The 21,591-nt window shown below is 64.2% G+C and carries 19 protein-coding genes; 4 read left to right on the top strand and 15 right to left on the bottom strand.

All coding sequences use genetic code 11. The annotated features are described in order from the left end of the window. The first annotated feature begins 234 nt into the window (after nt 1-234). The gene (locus VQ045_RS15570; protein WP_331830746.1) at nt 235-681 is read left to right on the top strand and encodes a MarR family winged helix-turn-helix transcriptional regulator; all 447 of its coding nucleotides are present in this window, start codon (nt 235-237) and stop codon (nt 679-681) included. A gap of 189 nt (nt 682-870) precedes the next feature. Here VQ045_RS15570 and VQ045_RS15575 read toward each other — a convergent pair whose 3' ends face one another. Then, nucleotides 871-2,370: a CoA-acylating methylmalonate-semialdehyde dehydrogenase gene (locus tag VQ045_RS15575; protein ID WP_331830747.1), complete on the bottom strand. Its 1,500-nt coding sequence runs from the start codon at nt 2,368-2,370 to the stop codon at nt 871-873. A gap of 127 nt (nt 2,371-2,497) precedes the next feature. Between VQ045_RS15575 and VQ045_RS15580 the strand changes: the two genes are divergently transcribed. Together VQ045_RS15580 and VQ045_RS15585 are read left to right on the top strand one after the other, a co-directional pair. Further along, nucleotides 2,498-3,379, top strand: coding sequence for a LysR family transcriptional regulator (locus VQ045_RS15580; RefSeq protein ID WP_331830776.1), 882 nt, complete (start codon nt 2,498-2,500; stop codon nt 3,377-3,379). A gap of 102 nt (nt 3,380-3,481) precedes the next feature. After that, nucleotides 3,482-4,987, top strand: a complete 1,506-nt coding sequence (locus VQ045_RS15585; RefSeq protein WP_331830748.1) for a phospholipase D-like domain-containing protein — start codon at nt 3,482-3,484, stop codon at nt 4,985-4,987. Here the strand turns inward: VQ045_RS15585 and VQ045_RS15590 are convergent, their stop codons facing one another. From VQ045_RS15590 to VQ045_RS15655, 14 genes are all read right to left on the bottom strand, one after another. Next, nucleotides 4,988-5,926 carry a lysylphosphatidylglycerol synthase domain-containing protein gene (locus VQ045_RS15590; RefSeq protein ID WP_442879884.1) on the bottom strand — a complete coding sequence of 313 codons (939 nt, stop codon included), beginning with the start codon at nt 5,924-5,926 and terminating at the stop codon, nt 4,988-4,990. 65 nt (nt 5,927-5,991) lie between these two features. Then, entirely contained in the window at nt 5,992-6,750 is a 759-nt protein-coding gene (locus VQ045_RS15595; RefSeq protein ID WP_327646209.1) for an endonuclease/exonuclease/phosphatase family protein, read from the bottom strand. Nucleotides 6,751-7,080: 330 nt separating this feature from the next. Further along, nucleotides 7,081-7,989, bottom strand: a complete 909-nt coding sequence (locus tag VQ045_RS15600) for an ABC transporter permease (RefSeq protein WP_331830749.1) — start codon at nt 7,987-7,989, stop codon at nt 7,081-7,083. Between the two features lies 1 nt (nt 7,990). Next, a complete protein-coding gene (locus VQ045_RS15605; protein ID WP_442879883.1) occupies nt 7,991-8,935 on the bottom strand; it encodes an ABC transporter permease in 945 nt (314 codons plus the stop codon). Between the two features lie 64 nt (nt 8,936-8,999). Continuing rightward, nucleotides 9,000-10,505, bottom strand: coding sequence for an ABC transporter substrate-binding protein (locus VQ045_RS15610; RefSeq protein ID WP_327646205.1), 1,506 nt, complete (start codon nt 10,503-10,505; stop codon nt 9,000-9,002). 2 nt (nt 10,506-10,507) lie between these two features. Continuing rightward, on the bottom strand, nt 10,508-11,623 hold the full coding sequence (locus tag VQ045_RS15615) for an ABC transporter ATP-binding protein (protein WP_331830751.1): 1,116 nt from the start codon (nt 11,621-11,623) through the stop codon (nt 10,508-10,510). After that, nucleotides 11,623-12,627 (bottom strand): ABC transporter ATP-binding protein, encoded by a 1,005-nt coding sequence (locus VQ045_RS15620; protein ID WP_331830752.1) that lies wholly within the window; start codon nt 12,625-12,627, stop codon nt 11,623-11,625. The genes VQ045_RS15615 and VQ045_RS15620 overlap by 1 nt, the downstream gene beginning before the upstream one ends. A gap of 14 nt (nt 12,628-12,641) precedes the next feature. Then, on the bottom strand, nt 12,642-14,405 hold the full coding sequence (locus VQ045_RS15625) for an ABC transporter ATP-binding protein (RefSeq protein ID WP_331830778.1): 1,764 nt from the start codon (nt 14,403-14,405) through the stop codon (nt 12,642-12,644). Nucleotides 14,406-14,461: 56 nt separating this feature from the next. After that, on the bottom strand, nt 14,462-15,406 hold the full coding sequence (locus VQ045_RS15630) for an acetamidase/formamidase family protein (protein ID WP_331830753.1): 945 nt from the start codon (nt 15,404-15,406) through the stop codon (nt 14,462-14,464). Continuing rightward, complete coding sequence (locus VQ045_RS15635; protein ID WP_331830754.1) at nt 15,396-17,096, bottom strand: ABC transporter substrate-binding protein; 1,701 nt, start codon at nt 17,094-17,096, stop codon at nt 15,396-15,398. Before VQ045_RS15635 ends, VQ045_RS15630 begins: the two co-directional genes overlap by 11 nt. 146 nt (nt 17,097-17,242) lie before the next feature. Then, a complete protein-coding gene (locus VQ045_RS15640; protein WP_331830755.1) occupies nt 17,243-18,163 on the bottom strand; it encodes an ABC transporter permease in 921 nt (306 codons plus the stop codon). Then, the gene (locus tag VQ045_RS15645; protein WP_327623124.1) at nt 18,160-19,071 is read right to left on the bottom strand and encodes an ABC transporter permease; all 912 of its coding nucleotides are present in this window, start codon (nt 19,069-19,071) and stop codon (nt 18,160-18,162) included. Before VQ045_RS15645 ends, VQ045_RS15640 begins: the two co-directional genes overlap by 4 nt. Beyond that, entirely contained in the window at nt 19,049-19,663 is a 615-nt protein-coding gene (locus VQ045_RS15650; protein ID WP_331830756.1) for an ANTAR domain-containing response regulator, read from the bottom strand. The genes VQ045_RS15645 and VQ045_RS15650 overlap by 23 nt, the downstream gene beginning before the upstream one ends. Next, nucleotides 19,660-20,787 carry a transporter substrate-binding protein gene (locus VQ045_RS15655; protein WP_331830757.1) on the bottom strand — a complete coding sequence of 376 codons (1,128 nt, stop codon included), beginning with the start codon at nt 20,785-20,787 and terminating at the stop codon, nt 19,660-19,662. The genes VQ045_RS15650 and VQ045_RS15655 overlap by 4 nt, the downstream gene beginning before the upstream one ends. Nucleotides 20,788-21,062: 275 nt before the next feature. On the opposite strand from VQ045_RS15655, the gene VQ045_RS15660 reads away from it, so the two are divergent. Further along, nucleotides 21,063-21,515 carry a U32 family peptidase gene (locus VQ045_RS15660; protein WP_331830758.1) on the top strand — a complete coding sequence of 151 codons (453 nt, stop codon included), beginning with the start codon at nt 21,063-21,065 and terminating at the stop codon, nt 21,513-21,515. Nucleotides 21,516-21,591: the final 76 nt, after the last annotated feature.

Genomic DNA, 21,591 nt, shown 5'->3' on the forward strand with positions numbered 1-21,591 from the left:
ATCTTTCTTCATGGCGTTGCTCTCCTCAGTGGAATCGGCACCCCGAGCCTAACGGCTCAAGGCGGGCAACGCCGCCCACTTCAGAGTTTCAACAGAGACCGGGACATTCCCCGACAAGGAACCCTTACGATTCCAGTTTCGTTCATAAACTAGTTAAAAGATTGATGGCCGGCTATCGGTCAATAAACCGGCATGGATATGAACATAACAGTCCCCCTTGTATCGGAAGCCAGAATGGATGCCGGCCAGTCATTGGCCATCCTCCCCTCGCTTCTTTCGATTGCGAAATCGACACGCGCCTTTCAGGCGCTGCTGCTGGCCGAAATTGGTCTTCATCCCGGCCAGGATCAATTACTCGACAGACTCGACCCGGCCAATCCGACGAGCGTGTCGATGCTTGCCGACCAGTTGTCGGTCCGACCTTCAACAATATCGAAGATGCTCGACAGGCTGATCGATAGAGGGCTGGTGGCGCGCACGCCCAATATCCGAGACGCCCGACAGACCATGGTTCAGCTGACCCCGATGGGCGAGGAGGCGCAGGTCGCCATTCGCGATATTTGGCATCGTCTGGAAGACGATCTGGCGACTTCCATCCCGTCAGGGGATCTCGTCGCGCTCAACCGGTCTCTGATGCATGTCGGTGAAATTCTCGCTCAGAAACTGCGCCGACTTCGCTAATTCGAAGGCCGCGAAACCGCCGTCGCCGATCGATGCTTCGCCCCGGCGAAACCTATCGCCATCGCAGCGTCTATCGCTTCGAAATATTCTGACCACTGCGCGGCTGCGGCTGTTTCCGCCGCACAGACGTCTCGACGCAAACCGGGCGCCCTTGGGCGCCCGTTCGCATGCACGATCTTGATATCGCGATCAGCCCATGGCCTTGAAGTTGAATTCGGCGCCGTCCTTGATGCCCGACGGCCAGCGCTGGGTCACCGTCTTGGTCCGGGTGTAAAAGCGGAAAGCGTCGGGGCCATGCTGGTTGAGATCGCCGAAGCCGGAGGCCTTCCAGCCGCCGAAGGTGTAATAAGCGAGCGGCACCGGGATCGGCACGTTGACGCCGACCATGCCGATATTGATGCGGCTGGCGAAGTCGCGTGCCGCGTCGCCGTCGCGGGTGTAGATCGCGACGCCGTTGCCGTATTCGTGCTCCATCGGCAGCGACAGGGCTTCCTCGTAGTTCTTGGCGCGCACCACCGACAGGACGGGGCCGAAGATCTCGGTCTTGTAGATGTCCATGTCGCGGGTGACGTCGTCGAACAGGCAGGCGCCGACGAAGAACCCGTCCTCATATCCCTGCATCTTGAAGCCGCGACCGTCGACGACGAGCTTTGCGCCCTCCTCGACGCCCCGGTCGATGAGACCCAACACGCGCTTTTTCGCCTCGCCGGTGACCAGCGGTCCCATATCGACGTCGTCGCCAGCCGTATAGGGAGCGATCTTCAGCGCCTCGACCCTCGGGATCAGCTTTTCGATCAGGCGGTCGGCCGTCTCCTTGCCGACAGGGACAGCGACCGAGACCGCCATGCAGCGCTCTCCAGCCGCCCCGTAGCCGGCGCCGATCAACGCGTCGGCCGCCTTGTCGATGTCGGCGTCGGGCATGATAATCATGTGGTTCTTGGCGCCGCCAAAGCACTGGACGCGCTTGCCGTTGGCGCAGCCGCGCGAATAAATGTACTGGGCGATCGGGGTCGAGCCGACAAAGCCGATGGCCTGGATGTCAGGGTCGTCAAGGATCGCGTCGACCGCGCCCTTGTCGCCATTGACGACGTTGAGAATACCCTCCGGCAACCCCGCCTCGACCATCAGTTCGGCGAGCATGATCGGCACCGACGGATCGCGCTCGGAGGGCTTGAGGATGAAGGCGTTGCCGCAGGCGATCGCCGGCGCGAACTTCCACATCGGGATCATCGCAGGGAAGTTGAAAGGGGTGATGCCGGCGACGACGCCGAGCGGCTGGCGGATCGAATAGATGTCGATGCCGGGACCGGCGCCTTCGGTGAATTCACCCTTCAGAAGATGCGGGAGGCCGATGCAGAACTCGACGACCTCGAGCCCGCGCTGTACGTCGCCCTTGGCATCGGGGATGGTCTTGCCGTGCTCGCGCGACAGCGCCTCGGCGAGCTTGTCCATGTCGCGATTGAGCAGTTCGACGAACTTCATCATCACGCGGGCGCGACGCTGTGGGTTGGTCGCCGCCCACGCCGGCTGGGCCGTCTTGGCGTTCTCGACGGCGGCGCGAAGCTCGTCGGCGCTCGCCAGCGCGACCTTGGCCTGGACCTCGCCGGTGGCGGGGTTGAAGACATCGGCGGTGCGTCCACTGGTGCCGGCGACGCGCTTGCCGCCAATGTAGTGACCGATCTGTTCCATCTGGTTCCTCCTCAGGATTTTGCCTTGCCGTCTATCTCGCGCGGCACGGGCGAAAAGCCAATCCTTCGCATCGCGCATCCATTGTGCGAAAAGTAACGTCCATCAGGCCGGAGCAGAGCAAATGGGCATGAATTGGGATGACGCCCGGCTGTTTCTCGCGGTGGCGCGGGCCGGGCAGATTCTGGCCGCGGCGCGGCGGCTGGAACTGAACCACGCGACCGTCGGGCGGCGGCTGACAGCGCTGGAGACGGCCTTCGGCGCCCGGCTTCTGGTTCGCCGGCCGAACGGCTGCGAACTCACCGAGACCGGGCGAGCGTTTCTGGAACAGGCCGAACGGATGGAAGCGGCCATGCTCGCCGCCCGCGCCGCGGTCGGCGGCGCCGACATCGCGCTGTCCGGCACCGTGCGCGTCGGCGCGCCGGACGGCTTCGGCACCGTTTTCCTCGCCCCCCGTCTCTGGCAATTGACCCAGCGCCATCCGAACCTCACCGTGCAACTCGTCCCGGTGCCCCGCGCCTTTTCGATCTCGCGCCGCGAAGCCGACATCGCCATCACCATCGAACGACCCGAGGCGGGGCGTCTGGTCGCCGCCAAGCTCACCGACTATGCGCTCGGGCTTTACGCCGCCCCGGCCTATCTCGCCGAACACGGAGAGCCGCGCACGCTCGCGGACCTCGCCGTTCACCGCCTTGTCGGCGCCGTCGAGGACCTCTTGTACAGTCCGAAACTGGCCTATTACGGCGACGTCACCGCCGAGTGGCCGTCGCGTTTCGAGGTGTCGAGCGCGCTGGGCCAGACCGAGGCCGTGGCCGCCGGCGCCGGCATCGGCATTCTGCACGGATTCATGGCCACGGGGCGCGCGGACCTTGTCCGCGTGCTTCCGGAGCAGACCATCCACCGAGCCTACTGGCTGGTCTATCACGAGAGCGTCCGGGACGTGCGCCGCATCGCCGCCGTGGCGGAATTTATCCGCGAGATCGTTGCGGCCGACCGCTCCGCCTTCGCATGATCGATCCCAGCGAGAGAACCAATGTCATGGCTGACTATCGGAGCTTCACTGTAAATCACTGAAAATGGCGCATCCGGGATGGCAGAGGTTGCGACGGCTGTTATGAGCGGAATGGAAAACGGCACGGCTCAGGAACTCATGCAGTATCTCGACGACACAGGACAATCCATCGCTTCCGGCCAAACGAGCGAGCCCGTGACCCGAATTCTGAAGGCGGGGCGCAATTGCCGCGATGTCACTCTCACCCGCCGCGCCGCTCTTCTTGTCGATGGCAGCGAATATTTTCCGCGTCTCGCGGAATCTCTGCGTATGGCGCGGCGGTCGATCTTTATCGTTGGCTGGGATTTCGACGGGCATATCCACCTGCGGCGCGACGAAGACGGGAATGGGCACGATGCCCTGGGTCCACTGCTGCGCGAGTTGGTGGAAGCCAACCCGGAGCTGGAAGTTCGAATCCTGGTCTGGAGCGTGGCGCTGGCGCACGCGCCCGGCAGTTCGATGGATCTGATCTTCGGCGCGGACTGGCAGGACCACCCCCGCATCACTGTGCGTCTCGACAGCGATCACCCGCTCTATGCCGCGCATCACCAGAAGATCGTCAGCATCGACGACAGTCTGGCATTCGCCGGGGGCATCGACCTCACCGTCGAGCGCTGGGACAGTCCCGGTCATGCGCCGGAGGATCCCGCAAGGCGGGCCGACGGCGACGCGTACCGGCCGGTTCACGACATGCAGATGGTGGTCGATTCGGATGCCGCGGCGCAGGTGGCCGACATCGCTCGGTTGCGTTGGTGCCGAGCGACGAAGGAAGACCTTGCCCCACTGAGCGACCGGGTCGACCTCTGGCCGAAGGACGTGGTTCCCGACTTCGAAGATGTTCCCCTCGGCGTCGCCTGTACCCTGCCCGGCTGGAACGGGCATTCACCGGTGCATGAGGTGGCGGCACTGATCGCCGACGCGCTGTCGGCCGCGCGGCATACCATCTACATTGAGACGCAATATCTCGCGGCACCGATGGTCGCTGGCATCCTCGCTAAGGCGCTGGCGCGAGCCGACGGCCCCGAAATCGTCATCGTGACGACACAGACCCTCAACGGTTTCATCGAACAGATCGCCATGGGCTTGAATCGCGATCGGCTCATTCGCCGCCTGCGCAAGGCCGATCGGTTCAAGCGGCTGCGGGTCTTCTATCCGCTGTCGGATGGAAGCCGCGATGACGCTGAAATCCTGATCCACGCCAAGCTGATCGTCGTTGACGACAGCTTTCTCAGGGTCGGCTCTTCCAATCTCAACAACCGCTCGCTCGGGCTCGACACCGAATGCGATATCGGCGTCGAGGCAAACGACACGCCGTCCCGCCAGGCGATCGAGCGGCTACGAAACCAGCTTGTCGGCGAACATCTTGCGGTCGATCCCTCACGTGTCGCCGAAGCGATCGCGGCGGAGGGATCGCTGGTCCGGGCGATCGACCGCTTGAATGATGCCGGACGGCTCCGTCCCTTCGCGGCGATGTCGGATCGCGGACCGTCGCGGCGCATTCCCTTCACCAGCTTGCTCGACCCGACCCGGCCGTTCAACCTGTCAAGCTGGCTGTGGCACAAGCGGTAGTCACCTCTCTGCCGACACGTCCTTTGACGCCTTGCCGCGCCAGACCAGTTCGGTCACCGCGAACACGATGCTGCCGATGACGAGCGGGGCGAGAAAATAGACGAAGCGGAAGACCAGCAGCGCCCCGATCACGTTGGCCTGCGGCAGCAGGTACACGACCACGGCCTCGATAATGCCGAGACCGCCGGGTACATGCGTGATGAGGACGCCCATATTGGCCAGTACGAACGCCGTGGCGGCGGTCAGATAGGGAATCTCCGTGACCGCGCTGAGCGCCTGGTGAAGGCATGCCGCGACCAGCGCGAAATTCAGGCTGCCGACAGCGACCTGGGCTAGCGCAAGCCGAAGATCGGGCATCTCCAGCGTCCATTTCCGGATGCGCAGACGGCCTTTGACGAAGGCCGCGGCAACGAGGTAGAGAGCCGTCGCGGCCAAGGATCCGATGCCCAATGCCAAGACAAGCGGTTGCGAGACACCGATCAGCTTGGCCGCCAGCGCCGGGCGTAAGAGGATCGACACCCCGCCGAGCGTCGCCAGGCCGACCCCGACGGTCATTCCCGAAAATAGAATGATCTTGGAAACATCTCCGGCCGAAAGCCCCCATCTGGAATAGAAACGGTAGCGGATCGCCCCGCTGCTGAGGCCGGCAAAGCCGATGCTGTGGCCCAACGACAATGAGACGAACGAGGTAAGCGCGACACGCGGATAAGCCAGGCGCTTGCCGACGTAACGAACCGCGAGGGCGTCGAAGCCGGTGAGACAAAGATAGCTCGCGGCGGCGAATAGTCCGGCGCTCGCGAGCCGACCGAGCGGAAACGACGTGACAGATTGGACAAGCTCGTCGAAGCTGTAGCGACCGAGCGTGCGGTAGAGCAGCCAACCCGCCAGCAGCATTCCCGCCACGACCATCCCGCGCATCAGCCATATGCGCCACGAGATCGCGTCGCCCTGCGAGTCTTCATCCGATCCCGCAACTGCGCGATCCTCGTTGACGGTGTCGGTCATCAGGTGGCTCCGTTGGCGGGCGGCAGCGGTGTCAGCTCGAGTTCGAGCAGCAGCGGCAGGTGATCGGACGCGATCCGCGTCAGCGGCGTCCGGATGCTCCTCACGGATCGAACGGAGACGGCGCCACGCAGGAAGGCGTGATCGATACGCAGTAGCGGCAGCCGGCTCGGGAAGGTCGCGCCCGGATCGCAATTCCCGGCCAGATGGCGGGCTTCCGACAGATCTTGCGCCAGCCGCCGGTAGGCGCGGGACCGTGGGACCGCATTAAAGTCGCCTATCAGGACAGCGGGATCCTGGCACCGGGGATGCGCCAGCCAATCGTCGCCCAGCACGGTCTCGGCCTGACGCAAGCGTTCGCCGCCATTGAGACCGAAATGGGTGTTGATCACCTGCAACTCCTTTCCCGCCACATCCACGGACACCCATAACGCGCCACGGGGCTCCAGATTCGGCCGCCCCGCAAGTCCCGGCAGCGGCCCGGCTTGCATCAACCGTGACGGACGCCGCGTCAGGATCGCATCGCCATACTGTTCTTCCTGGACGGTGAGCGCCGGATGGAAGTGGGTCATCATGCCGAGGAGGCGCGCGATGTCAGCAGCCTGATCGGCCGCCCCCGTCCGCCTGCGGCCGACATCGACCTCCTGAAGCGCGACGATATCCGCGTCGCACTCGGCAATGACCTCGGCGATCCGCTCCGGCGACAGCTTGCGATCCGTCCCGATGCAGCGGTGGATGTTGTAGGACAGGAGGCGGATCATGAATGCCGCAACCGCCCGACCTCAAGGTTCTCGTCCAATGTCAAATCACCTGTCCGACTCACGCGCCGACCGAAAGACTGGCCGAACGATTGACTAGACATCCCGAGATATGGCGCTGGCCTTTCCCGAAAAGGGAGAAAGCCTGTCCGCCGAGACGCAATTGCCGCGCTGCAGATGCCGTAACACCGCCGACGAAGACCCGATAGGCAGCCGAGATCGATAAAACCGGCCCGCACGTCACTTGGGCGGCTCCTGGCGGCCTCATACCAACCTGCGGCGATCGTCCCGGTCGAATGGGTTCCTATCACCGCAGGTTGGTATAAAGGCTGATCAGCTCTGACGCGGATCGAGCGCGTCCCGCAAACCGTCCCCGAGGAGATTGAATCCCAGGACAAGAAGGAAGATGGCGACGCCGGGGAAAATCGACATCCAGGGCGCCTGGCCCATGTAGTTTTTCGCCGTGTTGAGCATCGAACCCCAAGACGGGTCAGGTGGCTGCTGGCCAAGCCCCAGGAAGGACAGGCTGGCCTCGGCGATGATGGCGGTCGCGATGGTCAGCGTCGCCTGGACGATCAGCGGCGGCAGGATGTTCGGGAAGACGTAACGGATCAAGATCCACCGATTCGGCAAGCCGATCGCCTCGGCACCCTCGACATAGTCCTCAGACTTGACCGACAGCGTCTGCGCGCGCGCCAACCTGATGAAGATCGGCGTCTGCGAGAAGCCGATAGCGATCATCGCATTGGTGAGGCTCGGTCCCAGGAAGGCGGCGAGCGCGATGGCGAGGATCAGGAAGGGGATCGACAGGAGCGCGTCGGCGACTCGCGAGATCGCCATGTCGGTCCAGCCGCCGAAGAAGCCGGCAAGGATGCCCAAGGGCACCCCGACGATCACCGCGATCGCCACGGACACGACGCCTGCCAGCAACGACGCCCGAGCGCCGAAGGCCATGCGGCTGAAGACGTCGCGCCCCAGTTCGTCGGTACCGAAATAATTGGCCAGCGACGGCGCCTTGCGGATCGTCAGGAAGCTCGTCTTCAACGGGTCGTCGGTGGCGATCAGCGGCGCGAGGATCGCGACGGTTACGAAGACAAGGACGACGAGGCCTCCGAAGATCGCCGCCTTGCTGGCAAGGAATTTCTTCAGTGCCCTGTTTCCGGCCTTCGGCAACGCCGCGTCCGGGACATTTACCTCCGGCACCTTGACGTCTGCGGCCGTGATCGGAAGCGCATCGGACATGTCAGGCGCCCCTCAGCCGCGGGTTGATCAGAATGTAGACGACGTCGGCGAGGAGATTCATGACGATGAAGCCGATCGCGGTGCACAGGACAATGCCCTGGACGACGGCATAGTCGCGCGTGAACACCGCGTCGACGACGAGCTTCCCGAAGCCGGGGATGGAGAAGATCTGCTCGGTCAGCACAGCGCCGCCGAGGAGTTCGCCGAAGAGCAGCGTCATCAAGGTGACGATCGGCACCAGGGCGTTGCGCATCGCGTGCTTCATGATCACGGTGCGCTCATAAAGACCCTTGGCCCGCGCCGTGCGGATATAGTCGGCGCCCAGGACCTCGATCATCGCCGAGCGCGTGTGGCGCATCAAGGTCGCTGCAAGGGCCGTGCCCAGGACAAACGCCGGCATCAGCATGGTCTTGATCGACAACCCGAGATCGCGCGCCGGCGAAACATAGCCGGACGCCGGTAGCCAGCCGAGTTGCACCGAGACCAGAAAGATCAGGAGGATTCCGAGCCAGAAGTTCGGAATCGACAAGCCCGACAAGGCGAAGAAATTGGCGAGATAGTCGGTGATCGTGCCCTTTTTGACGGCCGCTAATATGCCGGCGGGAACTCCGACCAGTATCGCGACGATCATGGCCATGACGGCGAGCTGGATGGTTACCGGCAGCTTTTGGGCGATCAGCGTCGTCACCAGCACGTCGGTGCGGAGCGACCTGCCAAAATCGCCCTGCGCTATCTGCGTCACCCAGGCGCCATACTGCACCGGCAGCGGGTCGTTGAGGCGATATTTCTCGCGAATGAACTCCACCACCTTGGGATCGCGTTCCTCGCCGGCGATCATCAGTGCCGGGTCGCCCGGCAGAAGCTTCTGCAGGGCAAAGACCAGCATCGACACGATGATGATCGTCGGGATGGCGACGAGGATGCGCCTGAGGATCAACTGGCCCATGAAAAGCTCCATGAAAGAGGCGGCGGGCGATCCTCGCCCGCCGCCGGTCGCGGTGTGCCTGGGCCTACTTCTCGACGCTCATGCCCTTCAGGCGGATCATGCCGTCGGGATAGGGCTCGAAGCCCTTGACGTTCGTGGCCAGCACGAAGGGCCAGGGCTGATAGTAGGTGTACATCAGCGGCAGATCGTCCTGCAGGATCGCCTGCGCGGCATCGTAAAGCGGCTTTCGCGTGGCGACATCAGTCTCGAGTCGTGCCGCATTGAGATTCTTGTCGACCTCTTCGTTGCAGTATTTCGAGTCGTTGAGATTTCCGTCGCAGGCAACGAATGTGTAGATATTGCCATCCGGATCGACACGGCCGGACCAGTTGATGATCGCTGCATCGAAATTGCCCTGCTCCATCTCCTGCTGCATGGCCGCGAACTCGGTGGCGCGCAGATTGATTTGGAAGCCCGCTTCCGCCGCCATCGCCTGGATCAGTTCGGCGAGCTGCTGGTTGGCCGAGCCGGTGCCGAAGACGAGTTCGAAGGACGGATTCTCGACGCCCGCCTCCTTCAGGAGTTCCTTGGCCTTGTCGAGATTGCGCTCGGTGACCGGGAACTTGTCGCTCAGAAACGGGCTCGACGGTGGGAACGGCTGCTGGGCCGGGGGAAAGATCCCATTGCCCGCGACCTGATCGATGATGTCGCGGCCGACGGCGTATTGGAACGCCTGGCGCACCCGCTTGTCGGCGCCGATCGGTTGCTTCGCCCTATCGCCATTGTTGACGTTGAAGCGGATCGACCCGTAGCCGAGGCCGGTGACCGGCACGAATTGCAGGCTCGTATCGTCCTTGACCGACGGGACGTCCGACGGAGCGAGGCGCTCCAGCATATCGAGGTCGCCGGCGCGCAGATTGGCGAGTTTCACGGTAGCGTCGGTGATCGGCTGGAAGGTTACGGCCTCGATCGGATACTCGGCGGCGTTCCAATAGTTTTCGTACTTCTTCAGCTCGATCCGGTCGTTCTGGACGCGGCGAACGAACTCGTAAGGTCCGGAGCACACCGGAGCTTGCGAGAATTCCTTGCCCTCGGCGAAGGCCTGCGGCGACATCATCATGCCGGCGCGGTCCGAAAGCGTGGCGAGCAACGGCGCGTCGGGATGCTTGAGATTGATCGTTACCGTCAGCGGATCGTCGACGGTGACGCTCTCGACCGCGTTCAGTTCGCTCTTGCGGTTGGAATCCGAGAGTGTCGTCGAGCGCTCGATATTCGCCTTGACCGCCTCGGCATCGAATGTCGTGCCGTCGTGGAAGGTGACGCCGTCGCGCAGCTTGAAGGTGAGCGCCGTCTTGTCGTCGTTCCACGACCATTCCGTCGCCAGCTGCGGCACGAAATCAAGCTTCGGCGTGATGTCGACCAGCTTGTCGCAGAGCGAGGTGAAGACGATGCGGCCGACATAGGTGCGGGCGCGGTCGGGATCGAGCACGTCCGGATCTTCCGCCAGACCTATGCGAAACGCCTGGGCGTAGGCGGAGGTCGACGTCAACAACGCCGTGGCGAACAGCGCCAGTTTCATCGAGGTCTTCATGGTCAGGTTCCCTGTTCGGTTGCGGTAAGAGGGGTGGTCAGTTCAGCGCGGCCAGTCTGGCACGCGGTGAAGAGGGCAAGTCGTCGCTTCAGTGGCTCGCTTTGCCGTGCGATGATCCGCGGGCTGCCGCCAGCGTCCTGAATCTCCTTCCAGAAATGACAAGCGACCCGGCGCTCGCTGGCGCCGACGGCCTCGAGGACCGGCGATTCCACCGAGCAGACCGGGCGCGCATGCGGGCAGCGAGTGTGGAAGCGGCAACCGGAGGGAGGCGCCGACGGACTCGGAACATCGCCTTCCAGCGGCTCGATCGTTCCTCTGGCCGCCGCACTCGCCTGCGGGATCGCCGCCAGCAATGCCCGCGTGTAGGGGTGGAGCGGGTCGGCATAGAGGTCCTCGGTCGTGGCGAGCTCGACAATCTCGCCGAGATACATCACCGCGACCCGATCGCTCATGTGCTTGATGACCGCAAGGTCGTGAGCGACGATGACCAGCGTCAGCGTCAACCGATCCTTCAGCTCTTCCAGCAGATTTACGATCTGCGCCTGGATCGAGACGTCAAGGGCCGAGACCGGCTCGTCGCCGAGGATCAGCGTGGGCTTCGCCGCCAATGCCCGCGCGACGCCGATGCGCTGGCGCTGGCCGCCTGAGAATTCGTGCGGGTAACGGTCGGCCATGTCGGGGCGAAGGCCCACGATCTCGAATATCTCCAGCACACGGTCGCGCCGTTCGGCCGTGGACAGGGTCTCGTGCAGCCAGATCGGCTCGCCGACGATGTCGGCAACGCTCATTCTTGGGTTCAGGGAGGCAAATGGATCCTGGAAGACGATCTGCAGCTCGCGACGCAGGTTGCGCATCTCGGTCGAAGACAGATTGCCGAGATTGCGCCCGCGATAGATCACGTCGCCGGAGGTCGGCGCCAAGAGACGGATGAGCAGCCTGCCGAGGGTCGACTTGCCGCAGCCGGATTCACCGACGACGGCCAGCGTCTCTCCCTCGAAAACGCGAATCGAAATCCCGTTCACCGCTTGCACCAACGGAGAGCGCTTCAACCATTGCCGGCCCCCGCCGAAATGCTTGACGAGGTCGGTGGTTTCCAGGATGGGAAAGGCGGCGGCCATCAGGCAACCTCCGCGAAATGGTTCTCGATCGGCGCGAAGAAGCAGGCGGCTCGGTGGTCATCGTTTCCACCAACGATGTCGAGCGGCGGCGGGGCTGCACGGCAGCGCTCTTGCGCGAATGGACAACGGGGCGCGAAGCGGCAGCCGTCAGGCATGCGCTCGATCGACGGTACGGTGCCGGGAATCGTTGCGAGACGTGCGACGCGGGTGCCCAACGACGGGATCGCCCCCATGAGGCCAATCGTATAGGGATGCTGCGGATCGCCGAAGACCTTGGCGACGGGGCCGGTCTCAACGACGTGACCGGCATACATCACCGCCACCCGGTCCGCGCTTTCGGCAACGACCCCGAGATCGTGGGTGATCAGGATCACCGCCGTGCCGGTTTCGCGCCGCAACTCGTCGATCAGCGCCAGGATCTGCGCCTGGATGGTTACGTCGAGCGCCGTCGTCGGCTCGTCGGCGATGAGAAGCTGCGGCGCATTAGCGAGCGCCATCGCGATCATCACGCGCTGGCGCATGCCGCCGGAGAGTTGGTGCGGATAGGCATCGAGCCGGCTTTCGGGCGCCGGAATGCGCACCTTGCGCAGCATCTCCAGCGCGACCTGCCGCGCCGCTGCCTTGCCGATTTTTCGATGCCGACGGATGCCCTCGATGATCTGATCACCGACGGTGAAGGCCGGGTTCAGCGAGGTCATCGGCTCCTGGAAGATCATCGAAATGCGATTGCCCCGCAGATTAGCCCGTTCGGCTGAGCCCATCGCAAACAGGTCCTTGTTCTCGAACAGCGCAGTTCCCGAGACGATTTGAGCCGGCGGCATCGGCAAAAGGCCCATCAAGGCGAGCGCCGTGACGCTCTTGCCGCAACCGGATTCGCCGACAATCGCCAGCGTCTCGCGGCGGCGGACGGAAAAGCCGACACCGTCGACAAGGTTCTTGCCCGGCTGGAAGCGCAGCGCAAAGTTTTCGAGCGTCAGGACGGTTTCGGAATCTGCCGATGACATGGCGCCGGCCTGGCTCATGCCGCCACCAGATGGCCGGCGCCGTGATCGACCAGCACCAATCGCGCCGGCGCATCGCCCAGCTTCCTCACGGGGCTCGGGATCTCCTGGTCGAGGCGAGGAAAATGCGGTCGCCGCCGCGTCGGATCCGGCACCGGAACTGCTTCGATCAGCCGACGGGTATAGGGATGCCGGGGGTTGGAGAAAATCTGATCGCGAGTCCCGGTCTCGACGATCTGGCCGAGATACATGACCGCGACACGGTCGGAGATGTTCTCGACCACTGCCATGTCATGGGAAATGAACAGATACGCGATGCCGAAGTCGGCCTGCAATTCGCGCAGAAGTTCGAGCACACGCGCCTGCACCGAGACGTCGAGTGCGGAGACGCTTTCGTCGGCGACGATCAGCTTCGGCCGCAGCGCTAGCGCTCGGGCAATGCAGATGCGTTGGCGCTGGCCCCCCGAGAACTCGTGCGCATAGCGGCTCATCTGATCCGGCGACAGCCCGACGCGTTCGAACAAGCCGGCGACTCGCTCACGGCGTTCCGCGCCCGTCGCGATCCCGTGGATCACCATCGGCTCCGCCACAAGGTCGCCGACGGTCATGCGCGGATCGAGCGAAGCGAAGGGATCCTGGAAGATCATCTGGATATCGCGACGCATCGCCTTGGCGTCCTGGCGGGCGAGACCTGCCATATTGCGTCCGCCGACGACGATGTCGCCGCCGTAGGGCACCAGTCCGGCCAGGGCCTTGGCAGTAGTCGACTTGCCGCAGCCCGATTCGCCGACCAGCGACAGCGTCTCGCCCGCGCCGACCTCGAAGGAAACGCCCTCCACCGCGTGAACCCGGCGGTCGACCCGACCGAGAAAGCCCCCGTGAAGGTCAAAATGGACAGTGAGATCGCGCACTGAGACCACCGAAGGCGCTGCGGCGTTGCTTGTGGGCCGCGTCACGACACGCCCGGCCCCGCCGCCGATCCGGGGAACTGCTGCCAGCAGTTCCTTCGTATAGGCGGCCTGTGGATTGGCGAAGATCGCCTCCGCCGCGCCCGCTTCCACCATACGACCCTCGCGCAGGACGATGACGCGGTCCGCCATTTCGGCGACCACTCCCATGTCGTGGGTGATCAGGATGATCGCCGTGCCAAGATCGCGTTGGAGCTGGCGCAGCAGCTCGAGCACCTCGCCCTGCACGGTGACGTCGAGCGCGGTCGTCGGCTCGTCGGCGATGAGCACGTCGGGCCGCAGTGCCAGCGCCATGGCGATCATCACGCGTTGCCGCATGCCGCCCGACAACTCGTGCGGATGCTGGGTCATGCGGCTGGCTGCTTCCGTGATGCGTACCGCCGTCAGCGCTTCGATCGCCCGGCGCCGCGCCTGCACGCGCGAGACCCGTTCATGCGCCTCGATCGCCTCGACCAGTTGCCGGCCGATGGTCAGCACCGGGTTGAGGGAGGTCATCGGTTCCTGGAAGATCATCGCAATCCGGTCGCCGCGTACGCGCCGCATCGCTGCTTCGTCCAGCGTGGCCAGGTCGGTGTCGCCGAACCGGATCGTGCCGGCCTCGATGCGCGCCCCTGGCTTGGGCAGGAGCCCCATGATTGCCAGCGCCGTCATCGACTTGCCCGAACCGGATTCCCCGGCGATGCATAGCGTTTCGCCGCGACCGAGCGTGAAGGCGAGCTCCGATACGACAGGCCGTGGACCGCCCTCGCCGCCCACCACGACGGTTAGTCTGTCGACGATCAGCACGGGTGCCGCCGCCGCCTCCCCGCCCATCTTCGTACCAGCCGGGGCGAAGAACGCCCCGGACCGTTCGTGGCGTCCCGCGAGTCTCATTCGAAGACGCAGCGCGGGAAGTAGAAGGAGACGACCCAGTTAGGCATGTCGACGATCTCCGAGATCCGCAGGTCGCCGCAGGTCGAGACCAGCATATACGCGTCCACCGGATCGATCTGGTAACGCCCGGCCAGCAGATCGACCATCTGCGAGACGGCGGCTTTCGCTCCCTCCATCAGGTCGGAGCCGATCCCTGTCGTCACCTCGTAGCCCTTGGCGTCGAGATGACGGGTGACCGGTCCGGGCGTCGTGAAGCGGGGCATCTTGAGCCGCGCATCCTTGACCAGATCGAGGGTCAGCACCGTGTTCATCGGGCTTTCGATGGCGGTGCCGCAGACCTCGCCGTCGCCCTGTGCCGCGTGGGTGTCGCCGACCGAGAACAATGCGCCCGCGACCTCCACCGGCAGGTACAATACCGTGCCAGCGGCAAGATCCCGGATGTCCAAATTGCCGCCGACCCGGCGCGGCGGGACGATCGAGTGGTGCCCAGCCTCGGCCGGGGCGTTGCCGATCGTTCCGGCGAAGGGCTTGAGCGGCACCCTGCCCTGGCTGCCGAAAAGCGCCGGCTCAAGACTGGCCGGATCGTATTTCCAGATCGTCAGCGCCGGCTCCTTGAAGTCGTCGGCGAGGAGGCCGAAGCCCGGAATGTTGGCCGTCCAGCCGAAGCCGGACGGCTTGAACGCCTCGATGGTGATCTTTAGCGCGTCGCCGGGCTCGGCCCCCTCGACGAAGATCGGCCCGTTGACCGGGTTGATCTTGCCGAAGTCGAGAGTCCTCACGTCGTCCACGGTCGAATCCGGGGTCAGTTGCCCGGCCGATGAGTCGAGACATTCGAATTCGATCGTCGAACCGGGCGCGACACGCGCGACCGGTTCGAACGAATTGTCCCAGCCGAAATGATGCTGCCGGGCGTGGATCGTGTAGTCGCAGTTACTGCACATCGGTGACGAACACATAATCGTAGTTGATCGGGATATGGACGGGATCGACATACAGGTTGTCGGCACCGCCCATACGCTTCGACTTCATGGTGAAGCGCTGCTCGTTGAACACCGGCACCCACGGCGCATCGGCCATGATCGCCCCGTAGATCTCGCTCCACATCTTGGCGCGTTCCTCGGCTTTCGCCGGATCGACGATCGCGTCCGCCGCGGCGGCCTTCTTGTCGAGTTCCTCGTTGCAGTACCAGGACCAGTTCCAGCCGCCCGGCACCGCGCCGTCGCAGCCCAGGATCGGCCCATAGAAGTTCGACGGATCCGGGAAGTCGGCGATCCAGGCCATGCCGCCCGACCAGATCATCGGCGCGCCGTCCTTCTCGCCGCCGGCGGCGATCACGTTCGCCTGGGCCAGAGCCTGGATGTCGGCCTTGATGCCGATCTGCGATAGATCCTGCTGGATCGCCTGGGCGATGCGTGGGTTCGGATCGGTGTTCATGACGAAGAGTTCGGTCTGGAAACCATCCGCAAAGCCGGCTTCGGCCAGCATCTCCTTGGCCTTCGCCGGATCATAGGGATAGCCTTCGAAGCTCTTGTCATAACCCGGCATCGACGGCGGCAGCGGCTGGTTGGCCGGTAGTGCCCGATTGTTGATCATCTGGACGATGCGGTCCTTGTTGATCGCCATGTTGACCGCCTCGCGAACCTCCTTCTTGTCGAAGGGCTCCATCTGCGTGTTCATGGTGATGTAGCCGGTCTGCAACTGGCCACCTTCGACCACTCGGGCCTTCTGCTCGGGATCGTTCATGACCTCCTGGAACTTCGCCGGCGGAATGCCGTCGCCGGGAATGTCCACTTCACCGCTCTGAAGGCGCAGCAGCGCGACGATCGGCTCCTGTCCGATTTCGAAGGTGATCTGGTCGAGATAGGGAACGCCGTCGCGCCAGTAGTCGGGGTTTTTCTGAAACACGAGGCGTTGGCCAAGTGTCCATTCCGCCAGCTTGAACGCGCCGGTCCCGACCGGGTGCTTGCCGAAATCGGCGCCGTATTCCTCCACTGCCTCCTTGGGCACGATGGAGGAGAAGTTCAGCGCCATGACATGCAGGAAGGTCGCGTCCGGCCGAGACAATTCGATCTTCACGGTCAAGGGATCGACGGTGGTCACGCCTTCGAGGGATTCAGCGCTCCCGTCGGCCATCTGGTCGTAACCCTTGATCGAGCCGAAGAAACCGGCACCGGGGCTCTGGGTCTTCGGGGTGGTCACGCGATCCAGCGAATATTTCACGTCGTCCGCCGTCATCTCGCGGCCATTGTGGAACTTGACGCCCTTGCGCAGATGGAAGGTGAAGACGGTTCCGTCTTCCGAGATGTCGTAGCTTTCGGCAAGGCCCGGACGGAGGGTGGTCGTTCCCGGCACATAGTCCATGAGCGCGCCAAACAGGCTCTTGATCATCGACCAGTTCTGCCAATCATAGCCGATCGCCGGATCGAGCGTTGCGACATCGTCCTTGTAGGTGATGACGATCGCGCCGCCTTGCTTGGCGCCTGGATCGGGCGTGTAGGCGACATCGGTGACCGCTGCAGCGCTAGCTGCGTCCGGTGCCTTGGCCGAACTGTCCTGGGCGGCGGCGGGAATGGTTGCCAGCGCGAGGCCGAGCGCCGAGGCGGCGACCGTGGAGGTGAGCCATGCTTTCATCGGGTCAGTCCTTTTCTTGGTTAGAGAGGATGTGTCGAAGGGCGCGGGTCAGCGCAGCTTGATACGTGGATCGATGAACGGCGTGACGATGTCGGCGAGGAGGTTCCCGAGGACGATGGCGCAGGCAGACACCAGCNGGGCGCGGGTCAGCGCAGCTTGATACGTGGATCGATGAACGGCGTGACGATGTCGGCGAGGAGGTTCCCGAGGACGATGGCGCAGGCAGACACCAGCGTCACGCCCATGATGATCGGAATGTCGACGCGCTGGATCGCCTGCCAGGCGAGTTGACCGATGCCCGGCCAGCCGAAGACGCCTTCGACGACGACGATGCCGCTCATGAACAGGCCGATGTCGATGCCGATCATGGCGATCACCGGGAGGATCGCATTCGGCAGCGCATGCCGGAACAGCACCGTGGAACGCGCCAGACCCTTGGCGCGTGCGGTGCGGATATAGTCTTGGCGCAGGACGTCGATCATCGACGAACGCATCATCCGCGAGTACCAGCCGGCTCCGAGAATGCCGAGCGTGACGGACGGCAGGACGAGATGCGAAAACGTGCCGTAGCCGCCGATCGGGAACCAGTCGAGCCGCACTGCGAAGACGTAAAGGAGTAGGAGACCGACGACGAATTGCGGCGCGGAGACCCCGATGAAGGACCCGACCATCAGTGCCTGATCGGTCGCCGTGCCGCGTTTGACCGCGGCGATAAGGCCCATGGTCAAGCCGAATGCGAGCTCGCAGGCGATCGCGCCAGCCATCAGCAGCAGGGTCGCCGGCAGCCGCGCCATGACCAGCGTGGTCACCTCCGAGCGCTGCAGATAGGACCGGCCGAGATCGCCCTGGACGAGGCCTAGGAGATAGCGGCCATACTGGACGAGGAACGGCTGGTCGAGGCCCAGTTCGCGGCGGATGTTTTCCACCGTCTGCGGCGTCGCGCTGCGCCCGGCGATCTGGCGCACGGGGTCGGCCGGCAGCAGATACAAGAGCGCGAAGGTAATCAGCGAGACGCCGAGGAGAATCAGGATGGATTGGAAGAGGCGCCGGGCGAGATAGGCGATCACGACAGTCTCCCGCGCTGGGTCGGGTCGAGGATGTCGCGCATCGCGTCGCCGACGAGGTTGAAGGCCAGCGCCAGCGTCAGAATCGCCGCGCCGGGAAAGAACACCAGCCAGGGCGCGGCCTGGAAGTAGGTCTGGTTCTCGAAGATGATGTTGCCCCAGGAGGGCGTCGGCGGCTGCACGCCGACCCCGAGATAGGAGAGCGTCGCTTCCAGCAGGACGGTCGTCGAGATGCCGAGCGTTCCCCAGACGATGATCGTCGGCAGGAGATGCGGCAGGATGTGGCGAAAGAGGATGCGTAGCGTGCCGGCACCGATCGCGCGTTCAGCCTCGATGAATTCGCGCTGGGCCAGCGAACTCGTCTCGGTGTAGACGACACGGGCGGTCTGCACCCAATTGACCAGCGCGATCACCAGCGCGACGATCCAAAGGCTCGGCGACAGCACCGCGGCAAGGCAGATCGCCAGCAGCAGAGCCGGAAACGCCATCATCAGGTCGGTGAAGCGCATGAGGATCGTCCCGGTCCATCCCCGAAAGAACCCGGCAGTGACGCCGACCAGCGTGCCGATCAGCAGCGCGACGCCGTTGGCGGCGATGCCGATGATGAGCGAGGTGCGCGCGCCGTAGAGAATGCGCGTCAGAAGATCGCGCCCTAAAAGGTCGCTGCCGAGCGCGAAGGCGCCGCCTGGCGCCATCGGAGCACCTTCCAGCGTCAGACCATCGAAGAGCTGGTCGTTCGGATCGTAGGGAGTGAGCCAGGGCGCGAGCAGCGCGCCCGCAACGGTCACGACGATGATCGCCAGTCCAACAACCGCGAGTGGTCGGGCGAGGAGTTGCGCTAGGATGCCCTTGCGCCTCAGCCTTGGAACGGCATCCGGCCGCAGCGGTTCAGAAACCAGTTGATCGCTCATCGCGCTCCCCCGGTTCCCGGTCCTGTCCCAGCAAAAGGAATTTCCGCGCCGCTTCCTCGATGGTCGTCTGCCAGTTCATCGCCAAGACCCGCAATTGCGCATAGGCTCGATCCTCGCCGACGCCATCGGCCGCCAGCGCGACCACGGCCCGGACGATGGTTTGGCGTTCGGCCACCCGTGCCCGGAGGCCCCTCACCTCGTCGGCCAGACTGCGGCGCGCCTCGAAGCCCTGGCGGGCGATCAGCAACGCGCTGTAGATGCCGGAATTGCCAACCGGCTTCACCAAATGGGAGTCGGCGCCGTGCGACAGAGCCCATTCGATCCGGCCCGGCGCTTCCGAGCCGATCAGCGCGATCATCGGCATGGGGGCCTCGCCAGGCGCCCAGGCGAATTGCGCGTCGAAGCCCATATCCGCGTCGAAGAACACGAAATCGGCACCGAGCGCTTCGGGCGGGAGATCCGGCCAGCACTCGACCGGCGACAGGCCGATGGCGGTCAACTGACGGACTAGAGCGGCAGTCGCGCCATGCGGGCGATGCAGGATGTAGGCCGTAGCGCCACCGAGATTGGGGATGCGATTGCGGCGCGTCATGAAACGGCCCGCAGGTTCGGGCGGCCGAAGGTGGCGAGCGGGTCGTAGCGCGACAAATAGGGATCGGGATCGATCCGCTCAGCGACCTCTTCAACCATCTCGAAAGCCTGACCGGCGACGCGACCGATCTTGACCGGCAGGCTGGCATGCTGCGTCTGCGGATCGATCGCGATGGGTCCGAACGGCGTCGCGAAGGTCCGGCCGGCAAAATCGAGATTGCCTTCGTTTTCGCCGACCGACAGCATGTCGGCCAGAACGATGACCGAACTGAAGGCCGAAACGAAGAAGGAGGACGGACGGGGCTGAACGGGCTGTTCCGAACTCGCCGTTCCCTGCGGCCACCGGGTTGTCCCGTCATCGAAGAACGGGCCGACGGCGATGTGCCCTTGTGCGGCGTCGCCGATCGCCGGCAGTTCGATCTCGGTCAGGTTGCAGGACAGGATCGGGCAGGTCTCAGCGGAAAACCATGGATCGTCCCGCGTCAGTTGTTCATAAGCCGCAAAGAACGCGTAGGAGGACGGCCCGATCAGGTGATTGAGAATGAAACTGGGGCGGGTGGCCCGGATTTCGTCGATCAGCCGGCCGACGTCGACATCGCCAAGCGGCAGGTAGCGTTCGCCGAGGATTTGGCCGCCGGCATCGCCGACGAGGTCGCGCGCCACCCGGTTGGTTTCCCACCCCCAGATGTAGTTCGAGCCGACGAGGAACGCGTTACGGCCGAAGCGCGGCACGATATAGCCGAGTAGCGGAACCAGATGCTGGTTCGGGCAGGCGTTCATGTAGACGACATGTTCGTTCGACTCGAAGCCCTCGTAGGGGCAAGCGTACCACAACGTCCCGCCGGTCTTTTCCAGAACCGGAATCACCTCCTTGCGGCTCCAGGACGTGATGCAGCCGACGACGTGGCGCACCGTCGTAGTCCGCAGGATGTCCTCGCACAGCGGCGCGTAGCGATCGATCTGTCCTTCGGGATCACGCCCCACCGGAACGAATTCCACGCCGGACGCCGGATCGGCGTTGACGGTAGCGATACCGTGCATCGCACCGTCACGACATGCCTCCGACAACAGGCGGTAATTGCCCGAGCGTGAGTACAAGATGCCGATTTCGATGCGCTGCTTCACCACAAGCCTCAAACAAAAAACCCCGCGCGCCAGGGTCGATCAGTCGATCTTGGCGCGCGGGGCTCGAATGCCGTCCGGCGGTCAGGGCCGGTATTTGAGCGAGAAGCGTATCAGTGCGCCATTCAATGTCAATCGATCTGCATTTATTGTTTACACGCCCAGTTTTTAAGCAGAGGGCGCCTTGGCGACCTCCATGGCCCCCTCTGCAAGCGCCGATAATGGGGAATCACGGCCGAAGGTCGCGGCGGCAACTCAGTGGGAGGATGTTGGCTGAATTGGCCGAGTCCGAGCTGCCGGTCGAGGTCAATGATCCCACGGCGTTGCGCCATCTCGCACCGGGCACGCCCTTCACGATGGGCCCGTTGGTCAATGTCTACAACAACGGTACGCTGGGCTTTCTTGCCCGGCGCGAGGCAACATCGTTCTGCCTGCCGCCCGAACTTACCTTTGCGTCCGTGGCGACGCTGGCGGCTACTGGGGCAGGATATGGCGTCGACATCGAGGTCTGGGCGTTCGGGCGGCTGCCGCTGGCCGAAGCCGGCGTTGGCGCGCTGCGGCTTTCGCCCCATACCGGCGACATGGTCGAGGTCGCGCGTCTGTTTCGGGCAGCGGCCGACGGCTGGATGGCCCCGGACGAAGCGCTTGCCGAACTCGCGGCCCTGGCACCGGAACGGCGCTTCGCCAACGGCTTCCTGTTCGGACAATCCGGCGCGGAGTGGACCCATTGAACCGGATGAAAGACGGCGACGCCGCTGAGGCCCATCTCACCCCGGCGCCAGCTACCAACGAAGCCGCGCTCCTCAC

The organism is Aurantimonas sp. E1-2-R+4 (assembly GCF_036549515.1).
In the GTDB taxonomy this organism is placed as follows: domain Bacteria; phylum Pseudomonadota; class Alphaproteobacteria; order Rhizobiales; family Rhizobiaceae; genus Aurantimonas; species Aurantimonas coralicida_A.

Bases quoted from the DNA above. Each gene is read 5' to 3' on its own strand.
- VQ045_RS15650 (WP_331830756.1), bottom strand. From the start codon at position 19,663: ATGACGCGCCGCAATCGCATCCCCAATCTCGGTGGCGCTACGGCCTAC.
- VQ045_RS15575 (WP_331830747.1), bottom strand. From the start codon at position 2,370: ATGGAACAGATCGGTCACTACATTGGCGGCAAGCGCGTCGCCGGCACC.
- VQ045_RS15580 (WP_331830776.1), top strand. From the start codon at position 2,498: ATGAATTGGGATGACGCCCGGCTGTTTCTCGCGGTGGCGCGGGCCGGG.
- VQ045_RS15570 (WP_331830746.1), top strand. From the start codon at position 235: ATGGATGCCGGCCAGTCATTGGCCATCCTCCCCTCGCTTCTTTCGATT.
- VQ045_RS15630 (WP_331830753.1), bottom strand. From the start codon at position 15,406: ATGTGCAGTAACTGCGACTACACGATCCACGCCCGGCAGCATCATTTC.
- VQ045_RS15615 (WP_331830751.1), bottom strand. From the start codon at position 11,623: ATGGCCGCCGCCTTTCCCATCCTGGAAACCACCGACCTCGTCAAGCAT.
- VQ045_RS15595 (WP_327646209.1), bottom strand. From the start codon at position 6,750: ATGATCCGCCTCCTGTCCTACAACATCCACCGCTGCATCGGGACGGAT.
- VQ045_RS15635 (WP_331830754.1), bottom strand. From the start codon at position 17,096: ATGAAAGCATGGCTCACCTCCACGGTCGCCGCCTCGGCGCTCGGCCTC.
- VQ045_RS15625 (WP_331830778.1), bottom strand. From the start codon at position 14,405: ATGGGCGGGGAGGCGGCGGCGGCACCCGTGCTGATCGTCGACAGACTA.
- VQ045_RS15605 (WP_442879883.1), bottom strand. From the start codon at position 8,935: ATGGGCCAGTTGATCCTCAGGCGCATCCTCGTCGCCATCCCGACGATC.
- VQ045_RS15600 (WP_331830749.1), bottom strand. From the start codon at position 7,989: ATGTCCGATGCGCTTCCGATCACGGCCGCAGACGTCAAGGTGCCGGAG.
- VQ045_RS15610 (WP_327646205.1), bottom strand. From the start codon at position 10,505: ATGAAGACCTCGATGAAACTGGCGCTGTTCGCCACGGCGTTGTTGACG.
- VQ045_RS15620 (WP_331830752.1), bottom strand. From the start codon at position 12,627: ATGTCATCGGCAGATTCCGAAACCGTCCTGACGCTCGAAAACTTTGCG.
- VQ045_RS15585 (WP_331830748.1), top strand. From the start codon at position 3,482: ATGAGCGGAATGGAAAACGGCACGGCTCAGGAACTCATGCAGTATCTC.
- VQ045_RS15645 (WP_327623124.1), bottom strand. From the start codon at position 19,071: ATGAGCGATCAACTGGTTTCTGAACCGCTGCGGCCGGATGCCGTTCCA.